The following is a 25,798-nucleotide window of genomic DNA, read 5'->3' as shown; positions in this document are numbered from 1 at the left end:
GTCAGCCTGCCGAGCCCGCCGCGACCGGGGCCGTGGTGGACACGGCACGGAACCGCCGCAGCCGCAGGCTGTTGCTCACGACGAACACCGAGGAGAACGCCATCGCCGCTCCGGCGATCAACGGATTGAGCAGGGCCGCCACCGCCAGCGGGATCGCGGCCACGTTGTAGGCGAAGGCCCAGAACAGGTTGCCCTTGATCGTGGCGAGCGTGCGGCGGGCGAGCCGGACGGCGTCCACCGCCGCGCGCAGGTCCCCGCGCACGGCCGTCAGGTCGCTCGCCTCGATGGCGACGTCCGTGCCGGTGCCCATGGCGATGCCGAGGTCGGACTGTGCCAGCGCGGCGGCGTCGTTCACCCCGTCGCCCACCATCGCGACCACCCGGCCACGAGCCTGCAGGTCCCGGATGACGGCCACCTTGTCCTGCGGCAGCACCTGCGCGATCACCTCGTCGATGCCCACCTCTGCCGCGATCGCCCGGGCGGCGCGCTCGTTGTCGCCAGTCAGCAGCACCGGGTGCAGGCCCAGCTGCTTCAGGCCGGCGATCGCCTCCGCGCTGGTCGGCTTCACCGTGTCGGTGACCACCAGCACGCCGCGCACCGCCCCGTCCCATGCCACGGCGACCACGGTCCGGCCCTGCTGCTCGGCGACGTCCAGCGCCGAGCGCAACGTGCCGCCCAGCTCCACGTTCCACTCGGCCGCCAGCCACGTCGGACGCCCCGCAGCGACGGCGTGCCCTTCGACGACACCGGAGACCCCGAGACCCTGACTGCTGACGAACTGCTCGACGGGCGGCAGGTCACCGCCGCGTTCGCGGGCGCCGGCGGAGATCGCTGCGGCGATGGGGTGCTCAGAGGCGTGCTCGAGCGCGCCGGCGAGGCGCACCAGCTCGGCCTCCTCGACCCCGTCGGCCGGGATGGCGTTCGCGAGCACCATCCGGCCGGTGGTGACCGTGCCGGTCTTGTCCAGCACGACGGTGTCGACCCGGCGGGTCGACTCGAGCACCTGCGGGCCCTTGATGAGGATGCCGAGCTGCGCGCCGCGGCCGGTGCCGACCATCAGGGCGGTCGGCGTGGCCAGGCCCAGTGCGCAGGGGCACGCGATGATCAGCACGGCCACGGCGGCGGTGAAGGCAAGCCCGACGCCGCCCCCGGCGCCGATCCAGAACCCGAGGGTTGCCACGGCCGTGGTGATGACGACCGGGACGAAGACCCCGGAGATCCGGTCGGCCAGCCGCTGCACGGGTGCCTTGCCGCTCTGTGCCTCTTCCACCAGCCGCGCCATCTGGGCCAGCTGCGTGTCCGCTCCCACCCGGGTGGCCCGCACCATGAGCCTGCCCCCGGCGTTGACGGTCGCACCGACCACCTCGTCACCGGGCCCCACCTCGACCGGGACCGGCTCACCGGTGAGCATCGACGCGTCCACAGCGGACGCTCCCTTCGTGACCACCCCGTCGGTGGCCACCTTCTCCCCGGGGCGCACCACGAACACGTCGCCGACGACCAGCTGGTCGACCGGGATGCGGACCTCGGCCCCGTCCCGCAGCACGGCGACATCCCGGGCGCCCATCGCCAGCAACGCCCGCAGCGCCGCTCCCGAACGCCGCTTGGCCCGCAGCTCGAAGTACCGGCCGAGCAGGATCGCCACGGTCACCACGGAGGCGACCTCCAGGTAGATCTCCCCGGCGCCCCCACCGCGACGCGGGACCAGGCTGAAGCCCATCCGCATCCCGGGGTCGCCGGCCGGTCCGAAGAACAGGGCGTACAGCGACCAGGTGAAGGCCGCGACGACACCCACGCTGATGAGCGTGTCCATCGTCGCCGCGCCGTGGCGCAGGTTCACCCAGGCCGCACGGTGGAACGGCCACGCACCCCACACGACCACGGGCGCAGCCAAGGTCAGGGAGGCCCACTGCCAGTGCTGGAACTGCCACGGCTCGACGGCGGACAGCAGCAGCACCGGCGCCGCGAGCACCGCACTGATCACCAACCGGCGGCGCAGCGCACGCGCTTCGACGTCGGCCTCGTCCTCCTCGTCCGGGGCCGCCTCGTCCCGCGACCGGACCGGGCTCGGGTCGTACACGGACGCGGTGTAACCGGTCTCCTCCACGGCCGCGATCGCCTGCGCCACGCTCGTGCCCTCGGGCAGCTGGACGCTGGCGCGCTCCGTGGCGAAGTTGACCGTCGCCTGCACGCCCTCCAGCCGGTTGAGCCGCTTCTCGATCCGTGCCGCGCAGGAGGTGCACGTCATCCCGCCGATCTCGAGCTGGATCGCCTCGCTCACCGCGTCACCTCCGTCCCCGCCGCCGGGGCGCTGTTCGTCGTGCTCTGCTGGTGGGCGCCGTCGCCCGACCCCAGCGGGCCGACGGCTGCACCGATACCCAGCCCGATCGCCAGGGCCAGCGCGAGCACCGCGCCGAACCCGACCAGGCGCGCGCCGTCGCTCATGCCAGCACCCCGGTCAGCTCGTACCCGGCCTCCGCCACGGCCGCGGCCACGGCCGGCTCGTCCAGCGGAGCCAGCGACTCGACCACGACGAGCGACACACCCCCGGGAACCAGATGAATCTGGACGTCACGGACGCCTTCGACGTGCGTCACCTCGCGGGACACCGCCCCGACGCAGTGCGCGCACGTCATGCCCGTGACCCCATAGGTCGTGATCGTCATGACGACTCCCTCCCCTTCTGCCGGTCGGTCCGCGAATAGCCCCGGACCTGCACCTCGTCAGTTATACCCCTCCGGGGTAGGGGTATATAGGGGTCAGTCACTATCTTCATCGAACCTTGATCCCGCGGGTGGCGCGGCGGGACGCGACGCAGACCGCCAGGTGCAACGGCCAACCGCGTTCCCTCGGCGCGGCGTCCCTCAGGCCAGGTCGTCGACGGCAGGTGTCGCCAGAGGCAGAACGAGGTGCACGGGGTCGTTCCTCGGCCCTCCCGGGAATCGATCCTCAGGCTGCCGCCTACTCGGGACGTCCACCGCCGGCCGGACGACCGGCTCTCCGGTGGTAACCGCAGGCCCGCGGGAGAATCCCGGGCGGCGCCCTCGACGAGTTGGCGAAGCGCTGGCGCCAGTCCCTCTTCGCCGACCCAGTCCAACTGCCAGACCCGGTCAATCAGCTGGCGGCGCATGTAGGCCTGGTGGGGGTGGCCGCTCAGCTCGTCGAGCACCGTCACACCCGCCACCGCCTCAACCGCCGCACGGTAGGGCTCCGGCCTCGCAACGGCCGAACGGCACCTGCGCCATCACCGAAGGACATCGGCGATGACCTGCTGGCGGACATCCAGCGCCAGGAGGGCCACGCAGATCGACACGTACAGTCCCCGCGCCACCCGGCGACTCAACGTGACGTCCACCCCGAGCCAGCGCCCCCTCAGGTGGCCGACTGCCGCGCGGAGGACCACCAGCCCCGCGGCAACGAGCGCCACCGCTCCGAGCGGTTGTAGTACCAGGCCAGCGCCCAGCGCGCGGACACCCGAACGACAATCGCCTTACTCCAGCCCGGCCGCGATGAGCGCCTTGACACCCGGCACGTACTCCCAGTGCCACGGCTCGAACGGGCCGCCCCGGCCCGTTCGAGCCCACGCCGGGTTGTCCCAGTCGAACATGGGGCCGTTCGCCCTCAGCCACGCGCCGCGCGCACCGGTATAGGTCTCCTTGCAGAAGTCCACCGCCAGCCCCCAGCCGTGGTTGGACAGCCCCACGGGAGCCGCGAGCTGCGGCGTCCTGCGTCGGAGCGCCGCCTGCTCCTCCAGCGTGCGATATCCCGACGTCAGGCACATCGGTTCGCCGAACCTGGCGGTGTACATGTCGTTGAGCTGCGTGAGGGTCACGACCGCGTCTGCCCGATCCCGGTACGGCGCCTGCCACAGGTCACACATCGAGGCGTCGGGGACGTGGCCGTTCGTGCCGATGTCGGGCACGAGACCGGAACAGACAACCGTTCTGCCGTCGTCCGTGCGGAACTCCGCTCGCGGCAGGGAACGCGAGGTCCTCTGCGTGGACGTGGGGGGTGATGCCGGACTGCTGGCGGTGGCACGGGGCAGGAGCGCGGCCGGCGGGGACGGGATGACGGCGTTCGCCGTCAGGGCCTCGATCGTCGTGATCCCGGAACCCGACTGCGCGCCACGCGCATCGGCACCCCATGCCGAGGCGGTCGTCGTCGCGAGCAGCACCACCGCCACGACGACGCGGCCGGAGGCGACCACGAGCCGTCGACGCGCTGCACGGCGAACGGTGAAGGGCAGGCGGGCGGGGCGCGCCGCGGCGGCGTCGTCGGTGGTGGAGTGTCGTCCCATGCTGCTACTGGCGGAAGGCGCGCGTCCGGTCGGTCGACGACGGTCGGCCGACGAGACCCGCTGACCCGTCAGACCATCGACCTGCGGGCGTCGCCGGCCGGTCGCGGTTCAGGGGTGGAACGTTCACTGCGGTGGTTCATCGCCACTTCTTCCCGTGCTGGACCTGGTGCGGGCCGCGCCCTCGGACTACCGCTTCGCCCTCCAGCCTCGGCGGCGTTCGTCAAGTCCCGACTGGGGACGGATGAAGCCTCGATGAAGACACACCGGTGCGGGGCACCAGCGCCGGAAGGAGGTTCCCACCGCCACATCCCGGCGAGCGGGCCGTCGCCTTGCTGGACTGACGCCGGTGGCAGCTCGATTTCTGGCCACAAGTGGTCATTCACCAAGTACCGACGGCCGTGTCCTGTCGTCGGCGACGAAGGTGACGAAGGACCGGCAAGAGTTTCCTGACCGCGACCGATGCGACGACGAGTGCCAAGCGCAGCGCCGCACCCGCCACAAGGATGGCGTCGACGACCACGCCGAGCAGGCCCGAGGCCACTCCGTTCGGCGGCTCGAGTGGCGCGAACGACTTCTGTGGTGGAGTGCTCGTCATGGCGTTCATGCGTCGCGTCCTTGTTCGTCCCGTCGGCTGAGCGCCAGGCGTGCCACGCCGCCTGGAGGGCGTGCGCAGAGCAGCCGTCCCATCAGCGATGGTGCTGGTGATGGCCCGCAGGGAGTTGCGTCTGGGTCGGTCCCTTGGGTGTCCCGGACTCGCCTCGGGTCCGCGGCGAGACCCGGGCTCGGGTGCCGTGGCGAGTTCCCCGAGCCGGGCGCAGGTGTCGGTCATGGGATCAATCGTCGCCGCTGCAGACTGTGGGCTTGATCGAGGTCTGATAAAGGTCCCGCGAAGTCTCGCCAACGGCGGGTGGCGATCCCCGCCGCGGCTGGCAGGGGTCGGTTCGGCGCCGTCTGTCATCCTGGTGGGTGGGCGGCCACCGCGCGGCCGTCCGACCAGATCCGACCTCGTGTTCCGGCTCGGCCGTCGGGCATGCCGAACACCGTCCTCGAAGGGCACCGCACGCGTGAACAGCAAGCACAAGCCCGCGCCGACCCAGCGTCAGGCGCGCCTGGCGGCCGTCAAGGCCGCCCAGAAGCGGACGGAGCGCCGGCGCACCATCCTGATCGCTTCGATCGCCGGGGTGGTGGCGCTCGGTCTGATCGGAACCACCGCAGCTGTCATCGTGCAGCAGGCCCAGCACAATGCCAGCGTTCAGGCCGCGGCAACGGCGCCGATCGCGGGCGTCAAGACCTTCACGGGCCTGTCGCGGAACCATGTGACGGGCACGGTCGCCTACGCCCAGGACCCGCCCGTCGGCGGCGACCACTCCGCGGTGGACGAGAACTGCGGCTTCTACTCCGCGCCGGTGGCCGACGAGAACGCCGTGCACTCGCTGGAGCACGGCGCGGTCTGGATCACCCATGACGCCAACCTTCCGGCGGCGCAGCTGGCGACCTTGCGTGGCGTGGCAGCGAAGAACGCCTACGTGCTCGTGACCCCGCGCGCGGGTCTGCCCACACCCGTGGTCGCCTCGGCGTGGGGTGTCCAGCTGCAGCTTTCGTCGGTCGACGACCCGCGCCTGGCGGCGTTCGTGGCCAAGTACGCCAACGGACCCCAGACCCCCGAGCCGGGCGCCGCCTGCTCCGGTGGGATCGGCACGCCCGACGCGCCGTAACAGGGACGCCGGGCTTCGCACGCGGTTCTCGCCGGGCGGGCCCGGCGGGGTCAGCCCGGCGGGGTCAGCCCGGCGGGGTCAGCCCGGCGGGGTCAGCCCGGCGGGGTCAGGCGCAGCCGGCGCAGCAGGAGGGCGTTGGCGGTGACGATGAGGGTGGAGCCGGACATGGTCAGGGCGGCGATCTCGGGGCGCAGCCACAACCCGAGCCAGGCCTACAGGGCGCCCGCGGCGATGGGCAGGGCCAGGGCGTTGGCCGATCGCCCAGCCGAGGTTCTGGTGCTCCTTGCGGACGGTCGCGCGCCCGACGCCGTCTCGATCGCCACGTCCGTGCCCGGCGCCGATGGCGATTCGCGCCGGGCCGAATGAGGAACAGGTGGCCGACCTTGACCTCGTCGGTTGGCACCTCGACGGCCTCGCCGTCGCGCAGGACCACGGCCCGCGGCGGAGCCAGCTGGAGCGGGGTCCGCAACGCCTCGTTCGCGCCACCCCGCGCGCGCATCTCCAGCCAGTGCCCCAGCAGCACGAACGTCGTCAGCACGGTGGCGGCCTCGTAGAAGACCTCCCCGCCACCCGTCAGCGTGACGACGACGCTGTACAGCCAGCCGGCGCCGACGGCGACGGCGACGGCGCCGGCACACCGACGTGCAGCACGTCGCGCCCGATCGGCGACCACAGCAGCACGACCACCGACAACGCCGCCGCCACGACGAACCGGTTGCGCATGCCGCGGGCCATGTCCGCCATCGACCCACCGTGACCGCCGTGACCGCCGTGACCCATCGCCTCGCGCGCACCGGGCGCACCGGCCATCGCGGCGTGCCCGGGGCCCGAGGGTGGTGGTGGCGGCCGCTCCGTGCTGGTGCCCGGCGTGCTCGTCGTGCGAAACGCCGTGGTGCTCGTGGCTCGGGGCCATCGCGGCACTCGGGCCTTCGACGGGCTCGGCGGTCGGGTCTCACACGTGCTCGGGGACCGCCTGGCCGGTGCAGTGGTAGCCCCACTCGCGACCCCACGCCGTCAGGTCGGCAAAGGAGGTCGACGCGGAGTATTAGGTCACGGTCGCCGTCTGGGCGACCGTGTTCGCGGCGACATCGAGGACACCCGGCCTGCGCCGCAGCTGCCGCTCGATGACCGGCTGCGAGGTGGCCCGGTGCAGGTCCCCGACGTCAGGCACCACCGTGCGTGCGGACGTGGCGGACTACCTCACGTATCGGCGGGGATCGACCTCGAAAGCGGCCGCGCAGCCCTTCGAGCAGAAGGAGTACGTGGTCCCCTCGAACTCCCGACTGGCGGCGGCGCTCGCCGGCTCCACCGTCATCCCGCAGACCGGATCGATCGCGCGGACGTCGGCAGACTGGCGGCGGAACAGGGACATCGCGGTCTCCTTCTCGAGGGGCTTGCTGAACCGACCACCATACCCCCCAGGGGTATAGATCAGGCAATCGCTCCGACGATCGCCCCGACCAGGACGGCTGGGGCCAGGACGAGCATGACCGCCCGGCCGTAGCGTGTGGCACGCGGCAACCCGCGCAGCGGGAACAGAACCTGGCGCACAAGCACGTACGAAGCCAGCCCGGCCAGGAACAGGGATCCGGCGTGCTCCGGCGGCGTGAGCCAGGCGGCCGACCCGGTGATCAGGGCGAGGGCGCCGGCCGATGCGGATTCCAGGATCTGCACGGGGATGCGGCGGGTACCGATGGTCCGGTCGGAGGACCACACCGCCCAATGCCTCGTCGTCGGTCGTCCCACGCAGCAGCCCGCCAGCAGGCAGCCGAGCCGTCCCACGGCCTGACCCACCAGCAACGCGGGTATGGAGGCGTCCAGCAGGTGGCCGACCGGTATGCCCCACCACCAGCCGCCCAGCACGAAGACGGTGGTCGACACCAGGACGAATCCCTGCACGCTGAGGCCGGCCAACCATGGGGCCGGCGCCTCGCGCAGGTGCGTGAGCCGGTAGTACGCCTTGGCGCCGAACAGGCCCAGCATGCCTGCCAGCAGCGCGAGCAGCAGCACTCGGCCGCCGGACAGGCCGTGCACCCGGGCCAGCAGGCCCTGCACCAGAAGGCCCAGGGCGAACCCCAGCGAGACCATCATCGGCCAGGCGCCGAGCACGACACCCGGGGCACGGAAGGCGGCGATAAGCGCGTAGACGGACTGGCCGATCCCCGTCGCCGACGGCAGGCGGATCGCGGCGGCGCGGTCCCCGCCGTTCGGCGTGGCGTACGCCTCCGCCGTGACGGACCAGCGTCCGGGGGCCACCCCGGTCACTCGTTGGGTCAACGCGATCGGGCCGCCCCTGGGGGCGACGTCGGTCGCGGCCGCGGTCACGACGAAGTCGTCGGCGGGGCTCCGTGCCGCGGTCACGTCGAGGCGATGCCCGGTGAACCGGACGTCGACCCGGTGGGGAGCTTGGCCGTCGGGCGCGGTGAACCAGTAGCTGACGCCGAGCGACTGGGGGCCGAGGTCGGCAAGCGCGTGGAACGGGTTGGTGACGAACTCCAGACGGGTGGCCGCCGGACGGCGCGACCCGGCGATCCGGGCCAGGGCCGGCGCATCGATGGGCTGGGCCGGCGCAGTGGCCACCCGGGTGGTTCGCCTGTGGGGAACAGGCGGCGTCGCCGGTGCGGCTTCGGCCGGCGCGGTCCGGGCGGCCGCCAGCTCGAGCAGCTCCGCCAGCGACTGCTCGCGCAGGCGGCCGGGGCGGCTCGCCTGCCCGCCAGACTGCGGATGGGCACGAGCCGTGCCAGGACGCTTCTTCTGCTGTGCCATCAGTGCCTCCCCAAGATCGCGGCCGTACCCGGCCGCATGCCGGTCGAGCTGCGCGTCAGCCCCACCCCTGGATCTATCGCGTCCGCTGGGGACGCGGTGAACGTCGACCAGCCGGCGGCGCGTGTTGCGCGCGGCCGGCCCGGCGTCGAATGGGCCGGCCGCGCTCCGCCCGCGTCAGCTGCGGACGAGACGGGCGATCGCCGCCGACGCCTCGTGGACCTTCTCCTCGTGCAGTTCTCCCCCGACCTGGGCCACCTGGGACAGGCAGTGGCGCAGGTGCTGGTCGAGCAACGCCAGGGCGACCGACTGCAGCGCGCGGGAGGCGGCGGAGACCTGGGTGAGCACGTCGATGCAGTACGCCTGCTCGTCGACCATCCGGGCGATCCCGCGCACCTGGCCCTCGACCCGGCGCAGCCGCAGGAGGAGCTCGTCACGGTCGGGTCCGGTGCTCATCCGGTCGCCTCCCGTCCGTTGTGGCGTCAGTGCGCCGGGTGCGGGTGGCCGTACGTGTGCGGGTCGGCGTCGAACGCCGCGGCGCACCCCGGCGAGCAGAAGGAGAACGTCGTCCCGTCGTGCTCGCGGGTGGCGGCGGCGCTCGCCGGGTCGACGGACATCCCGCAGACGGGGTCGACGACCGTCGTCGTGGCGGTGTGGTCGTGGTGCTGGTGGTCGTGCATGGGGTTCTCCTGTCCTTCGTCGTGCTCGCTTGCCAGCTCGACCACCGGGTTGGTGGTCGGGATCATCGGATGCGCGATGGGCGGCCTGGGGGCGAACCGGCGCAGCCGGTTGGCGTTGGTGACCACCGACAGCGACGACATGGCCATCGCCACGGCCGCGATCATCGGGCTGAGCAGCAGGCCGAACGCCGGGTACAAGAGGCCGGCGGCGATGGGGATGCCGATCGCGTTGTAGCCGAACGCGAACCACAGGTTCTGGCGGATGTTGCGCATCGTGGCCCGCGACAGGTCGATCGCGGTGACCAGGCCGCCCAGGTTGCCCGAGATCAGGGTGATGTCGGAGGACTCGATGGCCACGTCGGTGCCGGTGCCGATCGCCGAGCCGACGTCGGCCTGGGCCAGCGCCGGGGCGTCATTGATGCCGTCGCCGACCATCCCGACGATGCGGCCCTCGGCCTGCAGCCGCTTGATCTCGCGCGCCTTGTGCTCCGGCAGGACCTCGGCGACGACGCGCCGGACGCCGACCTGGCGGGCGATGGCAGCCGCGGTGGCCCGGTTGTCCCCGGTCATCATCACCACGTCGATGCCGCGGGCGGTCAGGTCGGCGATCGCGGCGGCCGAGCCCTCCTTGACGGGGTCGGACACCGCGACGACGCCCGCTAGGCGCCCGTCCACGGCCACGAGCATCGGCGTGCGGCCGTCGGCCGCCAGCTCGTCGGCCGCCTTGAGCAGCCCGGCAGGGTCGATGCCCGCGGCGCGCAGCAGGCGCTGGTTGCCGACGAGCACGTCGACGCCGTCGACGCGGGCACGCACGCCCTGCCCGGTGACCGACTCGAACGTGCTGGCTGCCGGGATGGCGAGCCCAGCCGCCCGCGCTCCGGCGACGATCGCGGAAGCAAGCGGGTGCTCGGAGTCCCGCTCGGCCGCGGCGACGACCGCGAGCACGTCGTCGGCGTCGAAACCCATGGCGGGGCGCACGTCGGTCAGCGCCGGCGCGCCTTGCGTGATGGTGCCGGTCTTGTCCAGCACCACGGTCGTGAGCTTGTGGGCGGTCTCCAGCGCCTCGGCCGAGCGGATGAGGATCCCGGAGGTGGCGCCCTTGCCGGTGCCGACCGTGATCGAGAGCGGCGTGGCCAGGCCCAGCGCGCACGGGCAGGCGATGACGAGCACCGACACGGCGGCGACCAGGGCGAACACCCCGGCCGGCGGGGGCCCGACGAGCCACCAGACGACGAACGTCCAGATCGCGATCGTGATGACCGCGGGCACGAAGTAGCCGGACACCTTGTCCGCCAGTCGCTGGATCGGCGCCTTGGAGCCCTGCGCCTCGCGCACCAGCTTGATGATCTGGGACAGCATCGTGTCGGCGCCGACCTTGGTGGCCGTGTAGCGCAGGGAACCGGTCTGGTTGATCGTCGCGCCGATGACGGTGTCCCCCGCGCGCTTGACCACGGGGATCGGCTCGCCGGTGACCATCGACTCGTCGACCGGCGATTGCCCGTCCGTCACGGTCCCGTCGACCGGCAGCTTCTCCCCCGGCCGGATGGCGACGATGTCTCCGACGACGACGCCCTCGACGGGGATCTCGAACTCCTCCCCGCCGCGGACCACCCGCGCCGTGCGCGGCTGCAGCCCGATCAGCGCCCGGATCGCCTCCCCGGTGCCCGCCTTCGCCTTCGTCTCGAACAGCCGGCCCAGCAGGATCAGCGTGAGGATCACGCCGACGGCCTCGTAGTAGACCTCCTGCGAGCTGGCGGGCAGGAGCCCAGGGGCGAACGTCGCGACCAGGCTGTACCCGAAGGCGGCGATCGACCCCAGCGTGATCAGGGAATTCATGTCGGCCGTGCGGTGCGCCAGCGCCAGCCAGCCGGTGCGGTGGATCGGCCAGCCCGTGTAGACCATGACCGGCGCGATGAGCAGCAGCTGGAACCACCGTTCCATGAGCAGCGCCGGCACCCAGGTCGCACCGAACAGCGACGTCGCCATGACGGCCAGCAGCACGGGGAACGTCAGCACGGCGCCGACGACGACACGGCGCGCCAGGTCCGCGATCTCGGCGGCGCGTTCGGCGGCCTCGGCGTCCCCCGGCTCGTCGTGCGGACCGTGCGGTGCGGCCGCCGCGTGCATGCCTGAACCGCCGTGGTCGTCGTGCCCCGGGACGTGCGCCGGGGGCGGCGCCGGACGCTCGAGCACGGCCGTGGCCGACGATCCCGCGCGTCCGGAGCCGGCGACGACCCTGACCGTGCCGTGCAGCATGTTCATCCCGCACGCGAAGCCGTACTCACCGACCTGCTCGGGCGTGAACTCCACGGCGGTGGTCGCGTACGCGGGCAGGTTCTGGTTGACCTTGAAGTCCGGGAAGACCACCCGCGAGGAGCAGTCGCCGGCTTCCTGCCGGTCGAACAGCAGGCGCACCGGCACGCCGGCGACCACCTCGATGACGTCCGGGGTGTACCCGCCCTTCACCGCCACCGTCAGAGACTGCCTGCCCTGCTCGACCGTGGCCCGGTGCGAGCTGCGCGGACCGAAGAAGTACCACCCCAGCAGCCCGGTCAGCACCACCGCGACCGCGACGACGACGACGTCCATGGCTCCCTGTCTCCTTCGGCTCACTCCCGCCGGGCGGCGGCTGGCCCCCCAACGGGATCAGGTCCAGCGCCGCCTCCGCCGTCCACTGCGGCGTGACCGTCGAACCCGATACCCGGTGGGGGTATTGCCTACGGTAGGTCCGGGATTGCTGCGCCGACCTTGCGGGCCGATGGAGATTCGATGAAGAAGGCCGCCGCGGAAGGTCGGGCAGCCGGAGACGTGGCGCCCGTCTTCGGGGCCTGGCGCGGCCTCGTCCCGGCCGCAGGTGGAACGGGTGTCAGGATTCGGCTCGCGTCGTCGGCGAGCCCTTCCGGTCCTGGTTCGACCTGGGGTGCGAGGGCGAAGCCGACGGCGCTCACGGCTGTGGCGACCGCCTCGACGGGCACGGGTCCGCGGGCGGTGACCACGACCGCCGCCGGCGCCGCGTGGACCAAGGTGACGCCGACGCCGATGACACCCGGCACGACGCGAATCGCCTCCATCAGCTCCGCCAGGCACGTCCCGCAGGCCGGTCCGGCGATCGCGAACGCTCTGGTGCTCATCGCCTCGCGCTCCCCTGGTTGCTGATGGGCATCGTCGGGCCGCGCGCGCCCGCCGGGACGTGTCGCGCCGCCGGAGGTCGGCCGATGTGGTGTGGTGCGCCCGAACCGCTGGCCCTGTGCCGAGCGTGGTGCGCGGGTCACTGTGGTGTCGACCCTTCGGGCCGGCCGTGCTCGGTGGAGGTGCCGTGGGCCGTGCCGTGGGTGGCGTCCTGCGGGTGGTCACCGTGGTGGGCCGAGCCGCCGCAGTGCCCGCCGACCGCCCCGCCGGGTCGCCCATGGCCGGCGCGCCCGCCGTGGCCCGCGTGCATGAAGACCATGGCGCCGATGAACAGGAACCAGTACCAGTTGTTGGCCAGGAACGTGAGCACGAGGACCTCCGGGATCGCTGGGGAACGACGGATGGGTGGCGACGCCAACCCAGAGGCACGACCCGGGCCCGAGGCGAATCGGCTGCCTAGTGATCACGGGGCATCGCCAGCATCATCACGGTCATGATGCCCACGCAGGCCGCCGCGAAGACGACGGCGCTGGTTCCGGCCGCGCCGGTGGCCAGCAGCACTGCGACGATGGCCAGCATCGGCACGCAGCAGGCAAGCATCATCCACCGGTGGCCGTGGTGCGAGCCCCGCGTGGCGGGCGGTTCGACTGGCGAGTGGCGGCCGTCGGGCACAGGCGTGGTGCTCGAGGTCCGATCGTTCGTCGGGTCCGGACGTCTGGACGAACGGTCCTGCTGCCGCTTCATCGCCCAGGCCGCTTCGGCATGGGGTGGGCTAGGGCGGCCGGCACATAGCCGAGCTTGGCGTACAGGGGGCAGTGCCCTCGTGCGCCGGTGACGAGCAGGTCCACACCGGCCAGGATCAGCAGTACTTCGAGCACGACGGCGAGGACGGAGTGGGCACCGGCCAGCAGCAGCACGCCACCGACGATGCCGGCCGAGCCGACGATGACCCGGGAGAAGCGTTCGGTCCGGGTGATGTTGACCTTCGGAGAGGGAGCGTGTGGCGTGGCCATGATGCGGGTCTCCTTCCGCGGTGCTGTCCCGGGTGCTGCACGTGCCCGGCGAGGCGGCGACCTGAGTGGTCGGCGACCACTCCATGGTGCGGACCCTGGACTGCAACCTGGTCGAGGTCCGATGAAGGTCCCGCGAAGCCTCACCTGAACAGCGAGGGCGCATCGCTGCCTGGAGTCAGCGGTGCGCCCTCGCCGGATCGGGAGCGCCGGTCAGGGGATGCGCTCGTGGTTCTCGCGCGTCAACGGGCTCTGCGGAAGCGTGCGGTGCTCGTGCTCGTGCTCCGCCCCCGACGTCGGCACGGCGGCGTGCTGCTGCGTGTCGCCGAACATGGCGTCGGCACCCTGTTGGTGTCCGCCACCGCAATGTTCGTGACCACCTCCCGTACCGTGGTCGTGCTCGCCATGCCCGCCCTTGTTCATCATGAACATCATCCCGACCATGCCCAGTGGGCACGACAGCAGGAGCGCGTAGGTCAGCGCCGTGCGCAGGTCGACCCGCAGCAGCAGCAGGACGGCGAGGACGGCCGCGCCGCCGATCGCCATGTGCTTGAGGTGATGCTTCATCACAGTCCCTTCGTCGCGGGCGCGTGCCCGTCGATCTGCTCGCGGATCCACCGGTACGTGTCCACGTCGACGTCTCCCGCGGCGAGGCGGGCGTCGAGGGCCGCGCGCGTGTCGGGCGTCCGTTGCGCGGGAAAGAGCCGACACACCGCCCAGATGACGAGGCTGAACACGGTGGCCCAGATGGCGGCCATCAGCACCCAGCCGCCGGCCGTCATCGGGCTGCACCACAGACCCATGAGCCCTCCTCGCCGCGGGACGAGCGGCGCATGAGGACCGCTCATCACCTAGCCTGCGAGGCCTCGATCAACTTCCAGGTGGCGCTCGATGAAGGCTTGCTGAAGATCCACGGCCTCACGAGATGCGCCGGCCCACGGCAGGCGTGGCCGCGAACGCTCAGGCGGCGGGCAGCTCGATGTCGAACCTCGAACCCGCGCCGAGGCCGTCGCTGCGAGCCGACACCGTGCCGCCGTGCGCCTGCACCAGCGCCCGGACGATTGCCAGGCCGATCCCCGAGCCGCCGTGGACGCGGTCACGCGCGAGGTCCACCCGGTAGAACCGCTCGAAGACGTGCGGCAGGTGCTCGGCGGGGATGCCCTCGCCGGTGTCGATCACGCTGAGCCGGACACGGGCGCCGGCCTCGGAGGCCGCCAGCGTGATCGTGCCCCCACGCGGCGTGTGAAGGATCGCGTTGTCGACGAGGTTGCCCAGCACCTGGGCGAACCGGTCGCGGTCGACGCAGACCTGCGCGGCCGCACAGTCCGCCTCGACGACGAGCTGCACGCCGGATCCTTCAGCGCGCGCCCGTGCGGCCAGAGCCGCGGCTTGGAGGAGCTCGATCGGTGACGCGGCATGCAGGTGCAGGTTCAGCGCGCCGCTCTCGGCCTGCGTCACCGCGGCCAGGTCGGTCGCCAGCCGGGCGAGCCGGGAGGCCTGGGCGCGCAGCACGTCCATGGTCTCGGGTGTCAGCTGGGTGACACCGTCCTCCAGGGCGTCAAGGTAAGCGGTGATCGTGGCGACCGGGGTCCTCAGCTCGTGGGCCACGTCGGCCATGAGCCGGCGGCGCAGCGCCTCGTCGGCGTTGAGCCGGGCGGCCATCGCGTTGAACGCATCGGCCAGCTCGTCGAACTCCGCTCCAACCCGCGGGCGCGCCAGCTGCACATCGAAGTGGCCGGAGGCGACCTCGCCGGCCGCCCCCGACATGCTGCCCAGGGATGCGCCGATCCGCCGCGCCAGGACCATGCTGGCCAGCAACGCGGTGAGCACCGATGCGGTCAACGCCACGGCCATCGTCAGGGCGCTGGCTGACGCGAAGGCGCGCTCGGCGTGCTCGACAACCGTCCCCGGGGAACCTTCCGCCCGCAGCATGTGCCGGTGAAACAGGGCCGGGCCGACAGCGCCGCCGACCAGCCACGCGGTCAGCGCGGCCGAGACGACCACCAGCACCATCGCCGTCATGAGCCGAGCGGCGATCCCCGCCCGCGCCAGCCGGTTCACGAGCCGGTTCCCATCCGATATCCGACACCACGCACGGTCCGGACAAAGCGTTGCTCCGTGGTGGTGTCGGCCAGCTTGCGCCGCACGTGCAACAGGTGGACGTCGACAAGATGCTCGTCACCGACCCACTCGTCACCCCACACGGCGCCGATCAGCGCCCGGCGGGTGAAGGCCCGCTGCGGGCTGGCCGCGAGCGTGGCCAGCAGGTCGAACTCGATGCGCGTGAGCCCAACGGGTCTCTCACCCAGGAACACCTCCCGCCCGACCGGGTCGATGCGGAGCGCACCGAACACCATGGGGGCCGCCTCAGGCACGGGTGCGGGCTGCGACGTCGTCCGGCGCGGCCGGCGCAACAACGCGGTGATGCGTGCCACAAGCTCGCGCGGGCGGAACGGCTTGGTCATGTAGTCGTCGGCCCCCACCGAAAGCCCGATCAGGGTGTCGACCTCCTCGGCGCGCGCGGTGAGCATGAGGACGTACGCCTCGGAGAAGGTGCGCACCTGTCGGCACACCTCGATGCCGTCCAGGCCCGGCAGGCCCAGGTCCAGGACGATCACCTCAGGGTCGTGCTGGCGGGCCAGACGCACCCCCTCGGGCCCGTCGAACGCGAGGTCGACGACGAAGCCCTCACGTTCGAGGTAGCCGGCAACGAGGCGGGCGAGGGGCTGCTCGTCGTCCACGACGAGCGCGCGCCGCTCGGTTGATGTCGATGCGTCCATGCGGCCAGTGTGACGGCCGCTGGCGACCCGTGCGGCACTCGGCAGGCCCGGGACCGGCGGCTTCATCGAACCTTGACCGAAACGCAACGGGTCTCGCAGGGCGGCGGCCCGAGGATCGACAGCGGTGCCGGTCCGCCAGGCTGCGCCGCCTTCAGATCGGAGACATCGTGACAGCCCCCTCAGGCACTGTGCAGGTGACGATCGTGCCCGCCGAGGCGTGCCACTTCTGCGAGGACGCCGAGCAGGCCCTGGCCGAACTCGCGGGCACGTTCACATTTCACCTCGAGCACGTCCCGGCCGAGAGCGCACAAGGCCGGCGGCTCATCGCAGTGCACCGGCCCGCACTGACCCCGCTGGTGCTCGTCGACGGGGAGTACTTCAGCGCCGGCCGGTTGCCTCGCAAGAAGCTCGTCCAGCTGCTCACCCAGCTAGGCGCACGGCGGCAGGCGGTGAGCGTCGATGGGGCCTGACCTGCTGACCACGGGCAGCGTCGTCGCCGCGTTCCTGGCCGGCGGCGTGGCGCTGTTCGCGCCGTGCTGCATCGTCTTCCTGGCGCCCAGCTACCTCGCCGCCGCCGTCAAGAGCCGCCGCTGGCGGCTGCTGCCACTGACCTTCGTCTTCGCCGCCGGCCTCGCCCTGGTGCTCCTGCCGCTCACGCTGGGGGCGAGCCTGCTGGCCGGCGCGATCGCGCGGTTCCATGCGCCGCTCTACTACGCGGGCGGCGCGCTCATGATTGGCCTGGCAGTCCTCGCGCTGTCCGGACGGATGTGGTCCCTGCCCTCCTTCGTCCGCGCCCCGGACACCACCCGGGCCGACAGCGCGAGCTTCTTCGCCCTCGGCGTGTTCTCCGGCATCGCCTCCTCGTGCTGCGCGCCCGTGCTCGTCGGCATCATGACGCTCTCGGCGCTGTCGGCGAGTCCCGCCGGTGGGACCGTCCTGGGCCTGGCCTACGTGTTCGGCATGGCGTTCCCGCTGTTCGCCATGGCCCTGCTCTGGGACAAGGCCCGCCTCAACGAGCGCCGCTTCCTGCGCGCCAAGGTGGTGCGCCTCCGCGTCGCCGGGCGCCTGGTGGTGACCAACACCGTCAATCTCGCCGTCGCCATCGGCTTCACCGCGATGGGCATCGCCATCATCGCGCTGGCTAACCAGAAGAACATGGACCGCGGCACTGCGGTCCAGACCTGGTTCACCGAACGGCTGACCAGCGTGTTCCTGCGCATCCAGGAGTGGGCCTCGCCCGTGCCCGAGGTCCTCCAGGCCCTCCTCCTGTTCGTCGTCGTCGCCGGGCTGGTCGCGGCCACGCTCACAGGCCGGCGCCGCGGGGTCGTCGCCCGCGCCCCCAAGGACGACGACCCCGCGGTTGCCTCGAACACCGCGCCTGGCGCCGTCGTGGGCGACGCCGCCACCTCCGACCCGACCTCATCGAGGACCGCATCATGACCTCCGGATCAGCCATCAAGCGCGCCAGGGAACGCCAGGAGATCCTCGACGAGATCAAAGCCAGACAGCACGCAGCACGGCGCAAGCGCCGCATCCTCGTCCGCTCGCTCAGCCTCGGTCTCCTGCTGGCAGTCGTCGCCCTCGTCAGCTGGGCACTGATCACCTCCAAGCCCAAGCAGGACACCGCCACCCGCGTCGCCCCCGACTTCACACTGTCCGACACCGCCGGGGTCACTCACACCCTGTCGGCGGAGCGCGGCCACCCGGTCCTGCTGTACTTCTCCGAGGGCGCCGGCTGCCAGTCCTGCATCGTCCAGCAGGCGCAGGACGAGAAGGAACCCGGCTTCGCCGCCGCCGGCATCACGGTCTGGCCGATCGTCATGGACAAGGCCGCCGACATCACGCAGGCCGCCGCCGCCGCTGGCGCCAAGACCCCGTTCCTGCTCGACGACGGCACCGTCTCCAGGGAGTACGGCACCCTCGGCACCGGCATGCACGCCGATCTGCCGGGCCATGGATTCGTGCTCGTCGACGCGTCAGGCAAGCAGGTGTGGAAGGGCGACTACCCGTCGATGTGGATCGACCCCAAGCAGCTGCTCACCATCGTCAAGGGCAAGCTCGGCCTGTAGGCCGCGGCCGACCATGCGACCCATCCTGTTCTCCTTCCTGGGCATCCACGTCCAGTCCTACGGGCTCAGCAAGGCCCTGGCCGCGTTGGTCGCCGCATGGCTGCTCGGCCGCTCCTTCCGGCGGGGCGGACTCAAGGACGACGACGCCTACTCCCTCGTCATCTGGGCGACCATCTGGGGCTTCGTCGGCGGGAAGATCTACTTCCTGCTCGAACACACCGACCAGTTCTCGTGGCACCACCTCGGTGGCGCCGGGTTCACCTGGTACGGCGGGCTCATCGGCGGCATCGCGGCGTTCCTGGTCATCATCCGGCGACGGCACCTGCCCGCGGCGCTCGTCATCGACTCCGCCGCCATCCCACTGACGCTGGCCTACGGCATCGGCCGGATCGGATGCTGGCTGGCCGGTGACGGCACGTACGGCAAGCCCACATCGCTGCCCTGGGGCGAAGCGTTCCCGAACGGCGTGGTGCCTACCGTCGTGCGCGTGCACCCCACACCGCTCTACGAGTTCCTCGCCGCACTGGTGATGGCCGCGATCCTCTGGGCGCTGCAGCGCCACACACGGCCACCGCTCGAGATCCTCGGCGCCTACCTCATCCTCTCGGGGACATCACGGTTCTTCGTCGAGATCCTCCGGATCAACACACGCGTCCTGCTCGGTCTGACCCAGCCACAGCTGTGGGGGCTCGCCAGCGTCATCGTCGGCGCCGCGATCATCGTCCGAGGGCGCTTGCGGTCGCGCAACGCCCCGGGCGCACCGGAGATCGTGGCCCCTCCGGCCCAGAACCTCGCCGGGGCTTGATCCGACGTCCACCACACGGCAGACGTCCCGGCGGGACTGAACCACCGGTCCAAACCTGGCCGTTCTCGAACCTGAGGGGGGGACGCCCTTGTCAGATCCGCACGCCTGGGCCTCGGTCCTCCTAGCCTCGCCGGCGGGCCCCTGGTTCGCCGACTGCTCGATGAGGCGTCACGCGGCCCCTTCGAGGGCGGCGCTGCCGCGGGCGCGCCACTCGAGGACACCTTCGTCCATCGCCACCGCATCGAAGCCCTGCTCGCGCAGCTGGTGAGCGGCTTGGCGGGCCAGGCGGCATAGCGCGCCGCGGCAGTAGAGCACGACGGGCTGGCCGGCCGGGATCTCGCCGGTTCGGTCACCGAGGTCGGCGAGCGGGATCGACCAGGCGCCGGGAAGGTGGCCACCAGCGAACTCGTGAGCTGGACGCACGTCGATGATGGTGGCACCCGAGTCGATCGCCGTGGGCATGATCGTCGAGCGGTCATTCGGCGCGTCGGCAACGGTCAGGTACCGCTGCGCGATCTCGCGCAGCTGTGGCGAACGCGCCAGGCCAACCCGCGTGGCAGTGACGAACAGCTCGGCCACGTCGTCGCCGGCCAGCCGGTAGTAGATCTTCGTGCGTTCGCGGCGGGTGCGCACCAGGCTGGCCGCCTTGAGCCGCTGAAGGTGCGCCGAGGTGGTCGTCAGCGCCATGCCGGACATCCGTGCCAGGTCCTCGACCGAGTGCTCCCCTTGCGCCAGCAGTTCGAGCAGCTCCAGGCGGCGGCCGTTGCCCAAGGCCTTCACCAGCGTCGCGAGGACATCGAAGACCTCGGCCTTCGTCGTATTCCCGAGTTTCATGGACTAGAGGATACGGTGAGACCATGACGGAGGTACTGATGGTGGTCAACGGCGCGGCGTACTGCTCGGATGTGACCTACAACGCGGTGCGTCTGGCGGTGACGTTGGCCAAGCGGGACACGGTCGACGTCACCGTGTTCCTCATGGGCGATGGTGTGACCGCGGCGATCAGCGGGCAGCAGACCCCGGACGGGTACTACAAGCTGGACCGCATGCTCGGCGGCGTGGCACGCGCGGGCGGCCGGCTCCTGTGCTGCGGTACGTGCCTGGACGCTCGCGGGATCGGCGAGGCGATGCTGCTGCCCGGGGCGCGGCGTTCGTCGATGGAGGAGCTGGCTGACGTCACCTTGGCCGCGGACAAGGTGCTGGTGTTCTGATGGGCACCCTCGTGGCACCCCACCCTGGACTCGAAGGCGGGCCTGTCTACCTGGACTACAACGCCACGACGCCGGTCGATCCGGCGGTGCTGGCGGCGATGTGGCCCCACCTGGCCAGAGAGTTCGGCAACCCGTCGAGCTCGCACGCCTACGGCCTGACCGCCCACGGCGCTCTCACCGCCGCTCGCCGGCAAGTCCAGGCGCTGCTCGGCGCAGCGGCCGATTCGTCCCTGGTGTTCACCGGCAGCGGGTCGGAGGCCGACGCGTTGGCGATCCGGGGCGCGGTGCTCGCCTCACCCCGGTTGGGCCACGGCGCCCGCGTCATCACTCAGGCCACCGAGCACCCGGCGGTGCTGGCGGCCTGCGAGGAGCTGCGCGAGCTGCACAGCGTGCGCGTGACCGTGCTCCCGGTCGACGCGACTGGGACCGTGGACCCGCAGGCGGTCGAGGACGCCATCGACGAGGACACGGTCCTGGTGTCGGTGATGCACGCGAACAACGAGACCGGCACGATCCAGCCGATCGCCCAGATCGCCCGGATCGCCCACGCCCACGGCGCGCTGATGCACACCGACGCGGCCCAATCCACGGGCAAGATCGCGGTCGACGCGGGCACCCTGGGGGTCGATCTGCTCACGGTCGTCGGTCACAAGGTCTACGCCCCCAAGGGAGTTGCGGCCCTGTACGTGGCCCCCGGCGTTGCCCTGCGCCCGGTCGTCGGCGGAGGCGGCCAGGAGGGCGGCCTGCGAGCCGGGACGGAGAACGTGCCATACGCCGTGGGCCTCGGGCGCGCCGCCGAGCTGGCCGTCGCCGCGCTGGCCGCCGGCGAGACGACCCGGCTGGCTGGACTGCGCGACCAGCTGCACGCCCGACTGGACGAGCTCCTGCCGGGCCGGGTCCACCTCAACGGCCACCCCACCGACCGGCTGCCCAACACCCTGAACCTCAGCATCGACGGTGTCCGCGCCCTCAACGTGCTCGACCGGCTCGACGGGGCCGCCGTCTCGGCCGGATCGGCCTGCCACTCCGGGCAGGACACGCCCTCCCCGGTCCTCACCGCGATGGGCGTCCCCCGTCAACAGGCCCTCTCGGCGTTGCGGCTGTCGCTGGGTCGCTGGTCCACGAGCGCAGAGGCCGACCAGGCCGCCGAACGCATTTCGGCCGCCACCCGGGCCTGACACCTGGAGTCGCCACCGTGCGACAACGAGATCGTCGACAGCTGATGGATAACGGTCCGGCGGTGCGTCTGGGACTGCGCGAGAACGCCGCGCAGTTCACGCTCCTGGTCGCCGTCAACGCCCTCGTCGGCGGCATGGTCGGCCAGCAGCAGACCACCCTGCCCCTGCTGGCCGAGCGCACGTTCCACCTGACCGGATACGCGTTCATCTTCACCTACGTGGCGGTCTTCGGGATCACGAAGGCCACCACCAACTACGTCGCCGGCGCCCTCGCCGACCGCTTCGGCCGCAAGCCCGTCCTGGTCGGCGGATGGCTGTTCGCGCTGCCCGTGCCGCTGCTCATCATCGGGGCACCGACCTGGGGATGGGTGGTCCTGGCCAACTTCTTCCTCGGCGTCAACCAGGGGCTGACCTGGTCCACGACGGTGATGATGAAGGTCGACCTCGTCGGACCCCGCCAACGCGGACTGGCCATGGGCCTGAACGAAGCCTCCGGCTACGGGGCAGTGGCCCTGACCTCCCTGCTGGCCGGCGACCTGGCCGCCCACTACGGCCTGCGCCCCGCACCGTTCCTGCTGGGCATCGCCTACAGCGTCGTGGCGCTGGCGATCTCGACGCTGACCATCCGCGAGACGCGCAACCACGCCCGCCTCGAAGCAAGCACCCTGCCGGTCAGCGACGCATCTCGGTGGACCATCATCGCCACCACCACGTGGCGCGAACCGGCCCTGTCGGCGGCAAGTCAGGCCGGACTGGTCAACAACCTGAACTTCGGCCTGTCCTGGGGCGTGTTCCCCCTCCTGTTCGCCACCGCGGGTCTGGGCGTGGCCCAGATCGGCCTGCTCGTCGCGCTCTACCCGGCCGTCTGGGGCGCCGGCCAGCTGCTGACCGGATGGCTGTCGGACCGATGGGGCCGCAAACCGTTCGTCACGGCCGGCATGCTCGTCCAGGCCGGCGCCCTCGCCGTCATCGCGGCCTCTCGCACGGCCGAGAGATGGGCCTTCGGGACGGTCGTGCTCGGACTCGGCACCGCGATGGTCTACCCCACCCTCCTGGCCGCCGTCGGCGACGTCGCCCACCCCAGCTGGCGCGGCCAAGCCATCGGCATCTACCGCGTCTGGCGCGACCTCGGATACGCCGTCGGCGCCCTCCTCGGCGGCCTCGTCGCCGAGGCCCTCGGACTCTCCGCCGCCGTCTGGGTCGCCGCCGGGTTGTCCCTCGCCAGCGGCCTGACCGTCCTGGCCCGGATGTACGAGACACACCCGCCGAGTGCACCCCGATCGCCGAAGGGTGGGGCGGGCCGTCCCGCGTCGCACTGACCGGGAGCGCGCCGGAGCCGGCCGACGTGGCTGGTTGACGAATTGGTCAGCCATGACTGTATGTTCAGTGTGTGCTGACTCTTGCTTCCCGTCTGGACGTGGTGAACCGGTTGGGCCGGGCGATGGCCGACCCGACCCGGTCGCGCATTCTCATGAGCTTGCTGGCGGCTCCGTCGTACCCGGCGCTCCTGGCGACCGAGCTGGGCTTGACGCGATCGAACGTGTCGAACCATCTGACGTGTTTGCGTGACTGCGGGATCGTGGTGGCCGAGCCGGAAGGTCGCCGAACGCGGTACGAGATCGCTGAGCCGCGGCTGGCACGTGCGTTGGCGATGCTGATCGACGTCACCCTCGCGGTCGGCGAGGACGCCTCGTGCCTGCCGGCGGCGTGCCCGACGCCGGGCTGCGATGGGCATTGCGTGGCATGAGCGCCGTCGTGGGGCCCGAGCGGCGGGCGGTGTTGCACCGGCGGGTTCGCCTGATCGTCGCGTTCACGATCACGTACAACGTGATCGAGGCCGTCGTGGCGATCGCGGCGGGGTCGATGGCTTCGTCGGCCGCGCTGATCGGGTTCGGGCTGGACTCTGTGATCGAGGTCGCCTCGGCCGCGGCCGTGGCATGGCAATTCACTCGGCGCGATCCGCAACGTTGGGAGAAGGTCACCGTCAAGGCCATCGCGATCGCGTTCTTCGCCCTGGCCGCGTGGGTGAGCGTCGAGGCGATCCGTAGTCTGGCCGGCGTCGGCGAGGTGGATCACAGCCCCCTCGGCATCGTGATCGCCACAGCGAGCCTGCTGATCATGCCCGCCCTGGCACAGTGGGAGATCCGCACCGGCCGCGAGCTCGGTTCCCGCTCGGTGCAGGCCGACGCAAAGCAGCTGTTGCTGTGCTCCTACCTGTCGGGCACCGTCCTGATCGGGCTCCTGGCCAACCTCGTGTTCGGATGGCAATGGGCCGACTCCGTCGCAGCGCTCGTCGTCGCCGCACTCGCCGCACGCGAAGGCCTCGAGGCCTGGGGCGGAGAGCTGGAGACACCGCTCGGGGTCCTCCAGAACTTCGACGGGGAGCCCGGGCCCGAGCGATGAGCCATGATCTCTCAACGACGCCCTCGGCTCCGTCGCCGCGATCGTCATCGCCACGACCGGCTGTCAGCGCCCGACGCGATCGCAGGCCTGCTCATCTGGCTTCTGATCTTGCCCCGCGCTGCCAAGCTGCTGCGGGAAACGACGTCGGTGCTCCTGGAATCGACCCACCCTGGGCCCTCACCTCGACGACGTCCGCCCCACCTGCTCGAGCTCGAGCTCGAGCACGAGCACGTGCGCGTGGTTCACGACATCCATGCCTCCCTGATCGCCGGCGGGCTGCCCGTACTGTCAGCAGGAGGACGTCGACTCCTACCTCCTGCCTGGACCGACGACTCGTTTCCTCATCCGCACGTCTTTCGTGTTCGCCCAGAAGAACCACATCATCAACACCGGCGTGAGGGTCCCCTACCGCCAGGCACGCACCCGGCCCGCGCTGGTCGAGTCCTCGAGTGGTGGGTCACGCCGGTCCTGTGTCGGCCAATAGCCGCAGGGTGGCTTGGACGCGGGAGTTGTGGTCGGGGTCGGCGTCGATGCCGAGAGTGGCGTAAATGGCGCGGACGTGGTTCTGCACGGACTTTTCGGTGATCACCAGCCGGTCGCCGATGCCCGCGTTGGACAAGCCCTGGGCCAGCAGCCGCAGCACTTCGAACTGCCGATCGGTCAGGCGCGACATGGCGGTGCCTCGTCTCGGTCGCAGCCTGTCCAGCAGGGCTGGGTCAAGGACGGCTTGGCCACGAGCCGCCGCGCGCAGGGCATCGAGGAGCATGGGTTCGCTGGTTGCTGTGGTCTTCGACAGGTAGCCCCAACCCCGCGAGACATCCCGAGGCAGGTCGAGTAGCAGGTCCATGGCGTCGTGAACCGACAGCAGCAGGATGCCGAGGCGGGGTTGGGTGCGGCGCAGTTGGACGCCCAGGGCGATGCCGTTGCCGTCGGGCAGGTCCAAGTCCAGCAGAACGACTTCGACCACTCCCGGTTGCAGGACGTCGCGCGCTTCGGCAGCCGTACCGACCGAGGCCACCACCTGTAGGTCGCTGTGTTCGGCCAGGGTGCGGGTGAGCATGGCGCGGTACAGCGGCTGGTCCTCCACCACCGCGACCCGCAGCGGCGGGCGATCTGCCGGGTTCATCCCCCGCAGCATCCGCTGCCGGACTGGCCACAGCACGGGACTATGGTCGTCGAGGCTGAGGGCCCGTAGCCCCGTGGTCGGGTTCCGTCCGGCGTTGCTGACGTCGGTCCAACCCGAGTCAGGCGAGTGATATGGCGTCGCGCGATTCGGGCGGCGCCGTCGCCAGCCGACACCGCTGCGCGCATCAAGGCCCCAGGGACGCGGTCGACACCTAAGAGCTGCGCGAACGTGGAGCTCGGTGGTGTTCGCCATGCCGGTCGGCGTCCGGCGAGGTGCCAGAACCAATGCGCCGGATGCGCCGTTGCTCGACCGGTCGGCCAACGACGCCGAGCGCGGCCGGTCGCCGCAGGCCACGCGAGCCTTCGCTGAGGTGGCGGGGCCGCCGCGCGGGTGGATGAGCGGGCCAACACCGAGCGGCGGGGGAACCTCCTGGCGGACTTCGACGGGTGAACCTCCACGGCCGCCCGTGACTTCGTTGACCGCGCCGCCGACGCGACCCAGATCGCCCGCGGGACCGGGCGCCACGCCGGAGATGCTCCGACGCCTGTGGAACGGCTGACGTCTCTCACGTTCTTCCCATCGGGCCATCCCTAAGGTCGCGTCCATGACTGAGGCTGCGATCGCCACGCGGG

Annotated in this window: 30 protein-coding genes and 1 pseudogene; 12 read left to right on the top strand and 19 right to left on the bottom strand. The window is 71.5% G+C overall.

What is annotated here, in order from left to right; translation table 11 throughout:
- Window position 1 precedes the first annotated feature (1 nt).
- The 5 genes from BGO37_RS00155 to BGO37_RS00135 all read right to left on the bottom strand — a co-directional run bounded on the left by BGO37_RS00155 (window position 2) and on the right by BGO37_RS00135 (window position 4,901).
- Window positions 2-2,248 (bottom strand): cation-translocating P-type ATPase, encoded by a 2,247-nt coding sequence (locus BGO37_RS00155; protein ID WP_291751030.1) that lies wholly within the window; start codon window positions 2,246-2,248, stop codon window positions 2-4.
- Between the two features lie 29 nt (window positions 2,249-2,277).
- The gene (locus BGO37_RS00150) at window positions 2,278-2,445 is read right to left on the bottom strand and encodes a hypothetical protein (protein WP_291751002.1); all 168 of its coding nucleotides are present in this window, start codon (window positions 2,443-2,445) and stop codon (window positions 2,278-2,280) included.
- On the bottom strand, window positions 2,442-2,666 hold the full coding sequence (locus BGO37_RS00145) for a heavy-metal-associated domain-containing protein (RefSeq protein ID WP_291751001.1): 225 nt from the start codon (window positions 2,664-2,666) through the stop codon (window positions 2,442-2,444). The genes BGO37_RS00150 and BGO37_RS00145 overlap by 4 nt, the downstream gene beginning before the upstream one ends.
- An 824-nt stretch (window positions 2,667-3,490) precedes the next feature.
- Window positions 3,491-4,297, bottom strand: a complete 807-nt coding sequence (locus BGO37_RS00140) for a M15 family metallopeptidase (protein WP_291751000.1) — start codon at window positions 4,295-4,297, stop codon at window positions 3,491-3,493.
- A 379-nt stretch (window positions 4,298-4,676) separates the two neighbouring features.
- Complete coding sequence (locus BGO37_RS00135; protein WP_291750999.1) at window positions 4,677-4,901, bottom strand: hypothetical protein; 225 nt, start codon at window positions 4,899-4,901, stop codon at window positions 4,677-4,679.
- A gap of 460 nt (window positions 4,902-5,361) precedes the next feature.
- Between BGO37_RS00135 and BGO37_RS00130 the strand changes: the two genes are divergently transcribed.
- Window positions 5,362-6,012, top strand: coding sequence for a DUF3105 domain-containing protein (locus tag BGO37_RS00130; protein ID WP_291750998.1), 651 nt, complete (start codon window positions 5,362-5,364; stop codon window positions 6,010-6,012).
- A 373-nt stretch (window positions 6,013-6,385) separates the two neighbouring features.
- Complete coding sequence (locus BGO37_RS00125; protein WP_291750997.1) at window positions 6,386-6,769, top strand: hypothetical protein; 384 nt, start codon at window positions 6,386-6,388, stop codon at window positions 6,767-6,769.
- Between the two features lie 288 nt (window positions 6,770-7,057).
- Here the strand turns inward: BGO37_RS00125 and BGO37_RS00120 are convergent, their stop codons facing one another.
- From BGO37_RS00120 to BGO37_RS00065, 12 genes are all read right to left on the bottom strand, one after another.
- Window positions 7,058-7,183, bottom strand: coding sequence for a hypothetical protein (locus BGO37_RS00120; RefSeq protein ID WP_291750996.1), 126 nt, complete (start codon window positions 7,181-7,183; stop codon window positions 7,058-7,060).
- 24 nt (window positions 7,184-7,207) lie between these two features.
- Window positions 7,208-7,384 carry a YHS domain-containing protein gene (locus tag BGO37_RS00115; RefSeq protein WP_291750995.1) on the bottom strand — a complete coding sequence of 59 codons (177 nt, stop codon included), beginning with the start codon at window positions 7,382-7,384 and terminating at the stop codon, window positions 7,208-7,210.
- Between the two features lie 59 nt (window positions 7,385-7,443).
- Complete coding sequence (locus tag BGO37_RS00110) at window positions 7,444-8,778, bottom strand: prolipoprotein diacylglyceryl transferase (protein ID WP_291750994.1); 1,335 nt, start codon at window positions 8,776-8,778, stop codon at window positions 7,444-7,446.
- Between the two features lie 174 nt (window positions 8,779-8,952).
- Complete coding sequence (locus BGO37_RS00105; RefSeq protein WP_291750993.1) at window positions 8,953-9,231, bottom strand: metal-sensitive transcriptional regulator; 279 nt, start codon at window positions 9,229-9,231, stop codon at window positions 8,953-8,955.
- A gap of 26 nt (window positions 9,232-9,257) precedes the next feature.
- Window positions 9,258-12,044, bottom strand: a complete 2,787-nt coding sequence (locus tag BGO37_RS00100; RefSeq protein ID WP_291750992.1) for a heavy metal translocating P-type ATPase — start codon at window positions 12,042-12,044, stop codon at window positions 9,258-9,260.
- 679 nt (window positions 12,045-12,723) lie between these two features.
- On the bottom strand, window positions 12,724-12,954 hold the full coding sequence (locus BGO37_RS00095; RefSeq protein WP_291750991.1) for a hypothetical protein: 231 nt from the start codon (window positions 12,952-12,954) through the stop codon (window positions 12,724-12,726).
- Window positions 12,955-13,040: 86 nt separating this feature from the next.
- Window positions 13,041-13,169 carry a hypothetical protein gene (locus tag BGO37_RS00090; RefSeq protein WP_291751032.1) on the bottom strand — a complete coding sequence of 43 codons (129 nt, stop codon included), beginning with the start codon at window positions 13,167-13,169 and terminating at the stop codon, window positions 13,041-13,043.
- Window positions 13,170-13,324: 155 nt separating this feature from the next.
- Window positions 13,325-13,597 (bottom strand): DUF2892 domain-containing protein, encoded by a 273-nt coding sequence (locus tag BGO37_RS00085; protein ID WP_291750990.1) that lies wholly within the window; start codon window positions 13,595-13,597, stop codon window positions 13,325-13,327.
- Between the two features lie 210 nt (window positions 13,598-13,807).
- Window positions 13,808-14,161: a hypothetical protein gene (locus BGO37_RS00080; protein WP_291750989.1), complete on the bottom strand. Its 354-nt coding sequence runs from the start codon at window positions 14,159-14,161 to the stop codon at window positions 13,808-13,810.
- A complete protein-coding gene (locus tag BGO37_RS00075) occupies window positions 14,161-14,397 on the bottom strand; it encodes a hypothetical protein (protein WP_291750988.1) in 237 nt (78 codons plus the stop codon). The genes BGO37_RS00080 and BGO37_RS00075 overlap by 1 nt, the downstream gene beginning before the upstream one ends.
- Before the next feature lie 157 nt (window positions 14,398-14,554).
- A complete protein-coding gene (locus tag BGO37_RS00070; protein WP_291750987.1) occupies window positions 14,555-15,655 on the bottom strand; it encodes an ATP-binding protein in 1,101 nt (366 codons plus the stop codon).
- Window positions 15,652-16,374, bottom strand: coding sequence for a response regulator transcription factor (locus BGO37_RS00065; protein WP_291750986.1), 723 nt, complete (start codon window positions 16,372-16,374; stop codon window positions 15,652-15,654). Before BGO37_RS00065 ends, BGO37_RS00070 begins: the two co-directional genes overlap by 4 nt.
- 167 nt (window positions 16,375-16,541) lie before the next feature.
- Here BGO37_RS00065 and BGO37_RS00060 point away from each other — a divergent pair, with 167 nt between their 5' ends.
- The 4 genes from BGO37_RS00060 to BGO37_RS00045 are packed head-to-tail and all read left to right on the top strand — an operon-like array spanning window position 16,542 to window position 19,248.
- Complete coding sequence (locus BGO37_RS00060; protein ID WP_291750985.1) at window positions 16,542-16,844, top strand: glutaredoxin; 303 nt, start codon at window positions 16,542-16,544, stop codon at window positions 16,842-16,844.
- Window positions 16,834-17,814: a cytochrome c biogenesis CcdA family protein gene (locus BGO37_RS00055; RefSeq protein WP_291750984.1), complete on the top strand. Its 981-nt coding sequence runs from the start codon at window positions 16,834-16,836 to the stop codon at window positions 17,812-17,814. The genes BGO37_RS00060 and BGO37_RS00055 overlap by 11 nt, the downstream gene beginning before the upstream one ends.
- Window positions 17,811-18,443 carry a peroxiredoxin gene (locus BGO37_RS00050; RefSeq protein ID WP_291750983.1) on the top strand — a complete coding sequence of 211 codons (633 nt, stop codon included), beginning with the start codon at window positions 17,811-17,813 and terminating at the stop codon, window positions 18,441-18,443. The genes BGO37_RS00055 and BGO37_RS00050 overlap by 4 nt, the downstream gene beginning before the upstream one ends.
- Before the next feature lie 13 nt (window positions 18,444-18,456).
- Window positions 18,457-19,248: a prolipoprotein diacylglyceryl transferase gene (locus BGO37_RS00045; protein ID WP_291750982.1), complete on the top strand. Its 792-nt coding sequence runs from the start codon at window positions 18,457-18,459 to the stop codon at window positions 19,246-19,248.
- A gap of 168 nt (window positions 19,249-19,416) precedes the next feature.
- Here the strand turns inward: BGO37_RS00045 and BGO37_RS00040 are convergent, their stop codons facing one another.
- Window positions 19,417-20,028 carry a metalloregulator ArsR/SmtB family transcription factor gene (locus BGO37_RS00040; protein ID WP_291750981.1) on the bottom strand — a complete coding sequence of 204 codons (612 nt, stop codon included), beginning with the start codon at window positions 20,026-20,028 and terminating at the stop codon, window positions 19,417-19,419.
- Window positions 20,029-20,105: 77 nt separating this feature from the next.
- Between BGO37_RS00040 and BGO37_RS00035 the strand changes: the two genes are divergently transcribed.
- The 6 genes and pseudogenes from BGO37_RS00035 to BGO37_RS00010 form a co-directional block, all read left to right on the top strand.
- Window positions 20,106-20,459, top strand: a complete 354-nt coding sequence (locus BGO37_RS00035; RefSeq protein ID WP_291750980.1) for a DsrE/DsrF/TusD sulfur relay family protein — start codon at window positions 20,106-20,108, stop codon at window positions 20,457-20,459.
- Window positions 20,459-21,637, top strand: a complete 1,179-nt coding sequence (locus tag BGO37_RS00030) for a cysteine desulfurase family protein (RefSeq protein WP_291750979.1) — start codon at window positions 20,459-20,461, stop codon at window positions 21,635-21,637. Before BGO37_RS00035 ends, BGO37_RS00030 begins: the two co-directional genes overlap by 1 nt.
- 44 nt (window positions 21,638-21,681) lie before the next feature.
- Window positions 21,682-22,956 carry an MFS transporter gene (locus BGO37_RS00025; RefSeq protein ID WP_291750978.1) on the top strand — a complete coding sequence of 425 codons (1,275 nt, stop codon included), beginning with the start codon at window positions 21,682-21,684 and terminating at the stop codon, window positions 22,954-22,956.
- Between the two features lie 71 nt (window positions 22,957-23,027).
- Window positions 23,028-23,384 carry a helix-turn-helix transcriptional regulator gene (locus tag BGO37_RS00020; RefSeq protein WP_291750977.1) on the top strand — a complete coding sequence of 119 codons (357 nt, stop codon included), beginning with the start codon at window positions 23,028-23,030 and terminating at the stop codon, window positions 23,382-23,384.
- Window positions 23,381-24,040, top strand: coding sequence for a cation transporter (locus BGO37_RS00015; protein ID WP_291750976.1), 660 nt, complete (start codon window positions 23,381-23,383; stop codon window positions 24,038-24,040). Before BGO37_RS00020 ends, BGO37_RS00015 begins: the two co-directional genes overlap by 4 nt.
- A 10-nt stretch (window positions 24,041-24,050) precedes the next feature.
- Window positions 24,051-24,334 (top strand): annotated as a pseudogene (locus BGO37_RS00010) (cation transporter); the annotation flags it as partial.
- A 163-nt stretch (window positions 24,335-24,497) separates the two neighbouring features.
- On the opposite strand, the gene BGO37_RS00005 reads toward BGO37_RS00010, so the two are convergent.
- Window positions 24,498-25,798 (bottom strand): response regulator transcription factor (locus BGO37_RS00005; protein WP_291750975.1); only part of this gene is annotated, 1,301 nt, incomplete at its 5' end.

Source organism: Cellulomonas sp. 73-92 (genome assembly GCF_001898175.1).
Lineage (GTDB): Bacteria > Actinomycetota > Actinomycetes > Actinomycetales > Cellulomonadaceae > Cellulomonas.
The sequence above is the reverse complement of the archived record's forward strand: the minus strand, read 5'-3'. Positions and strand labels throughout refer to the sequence as shown.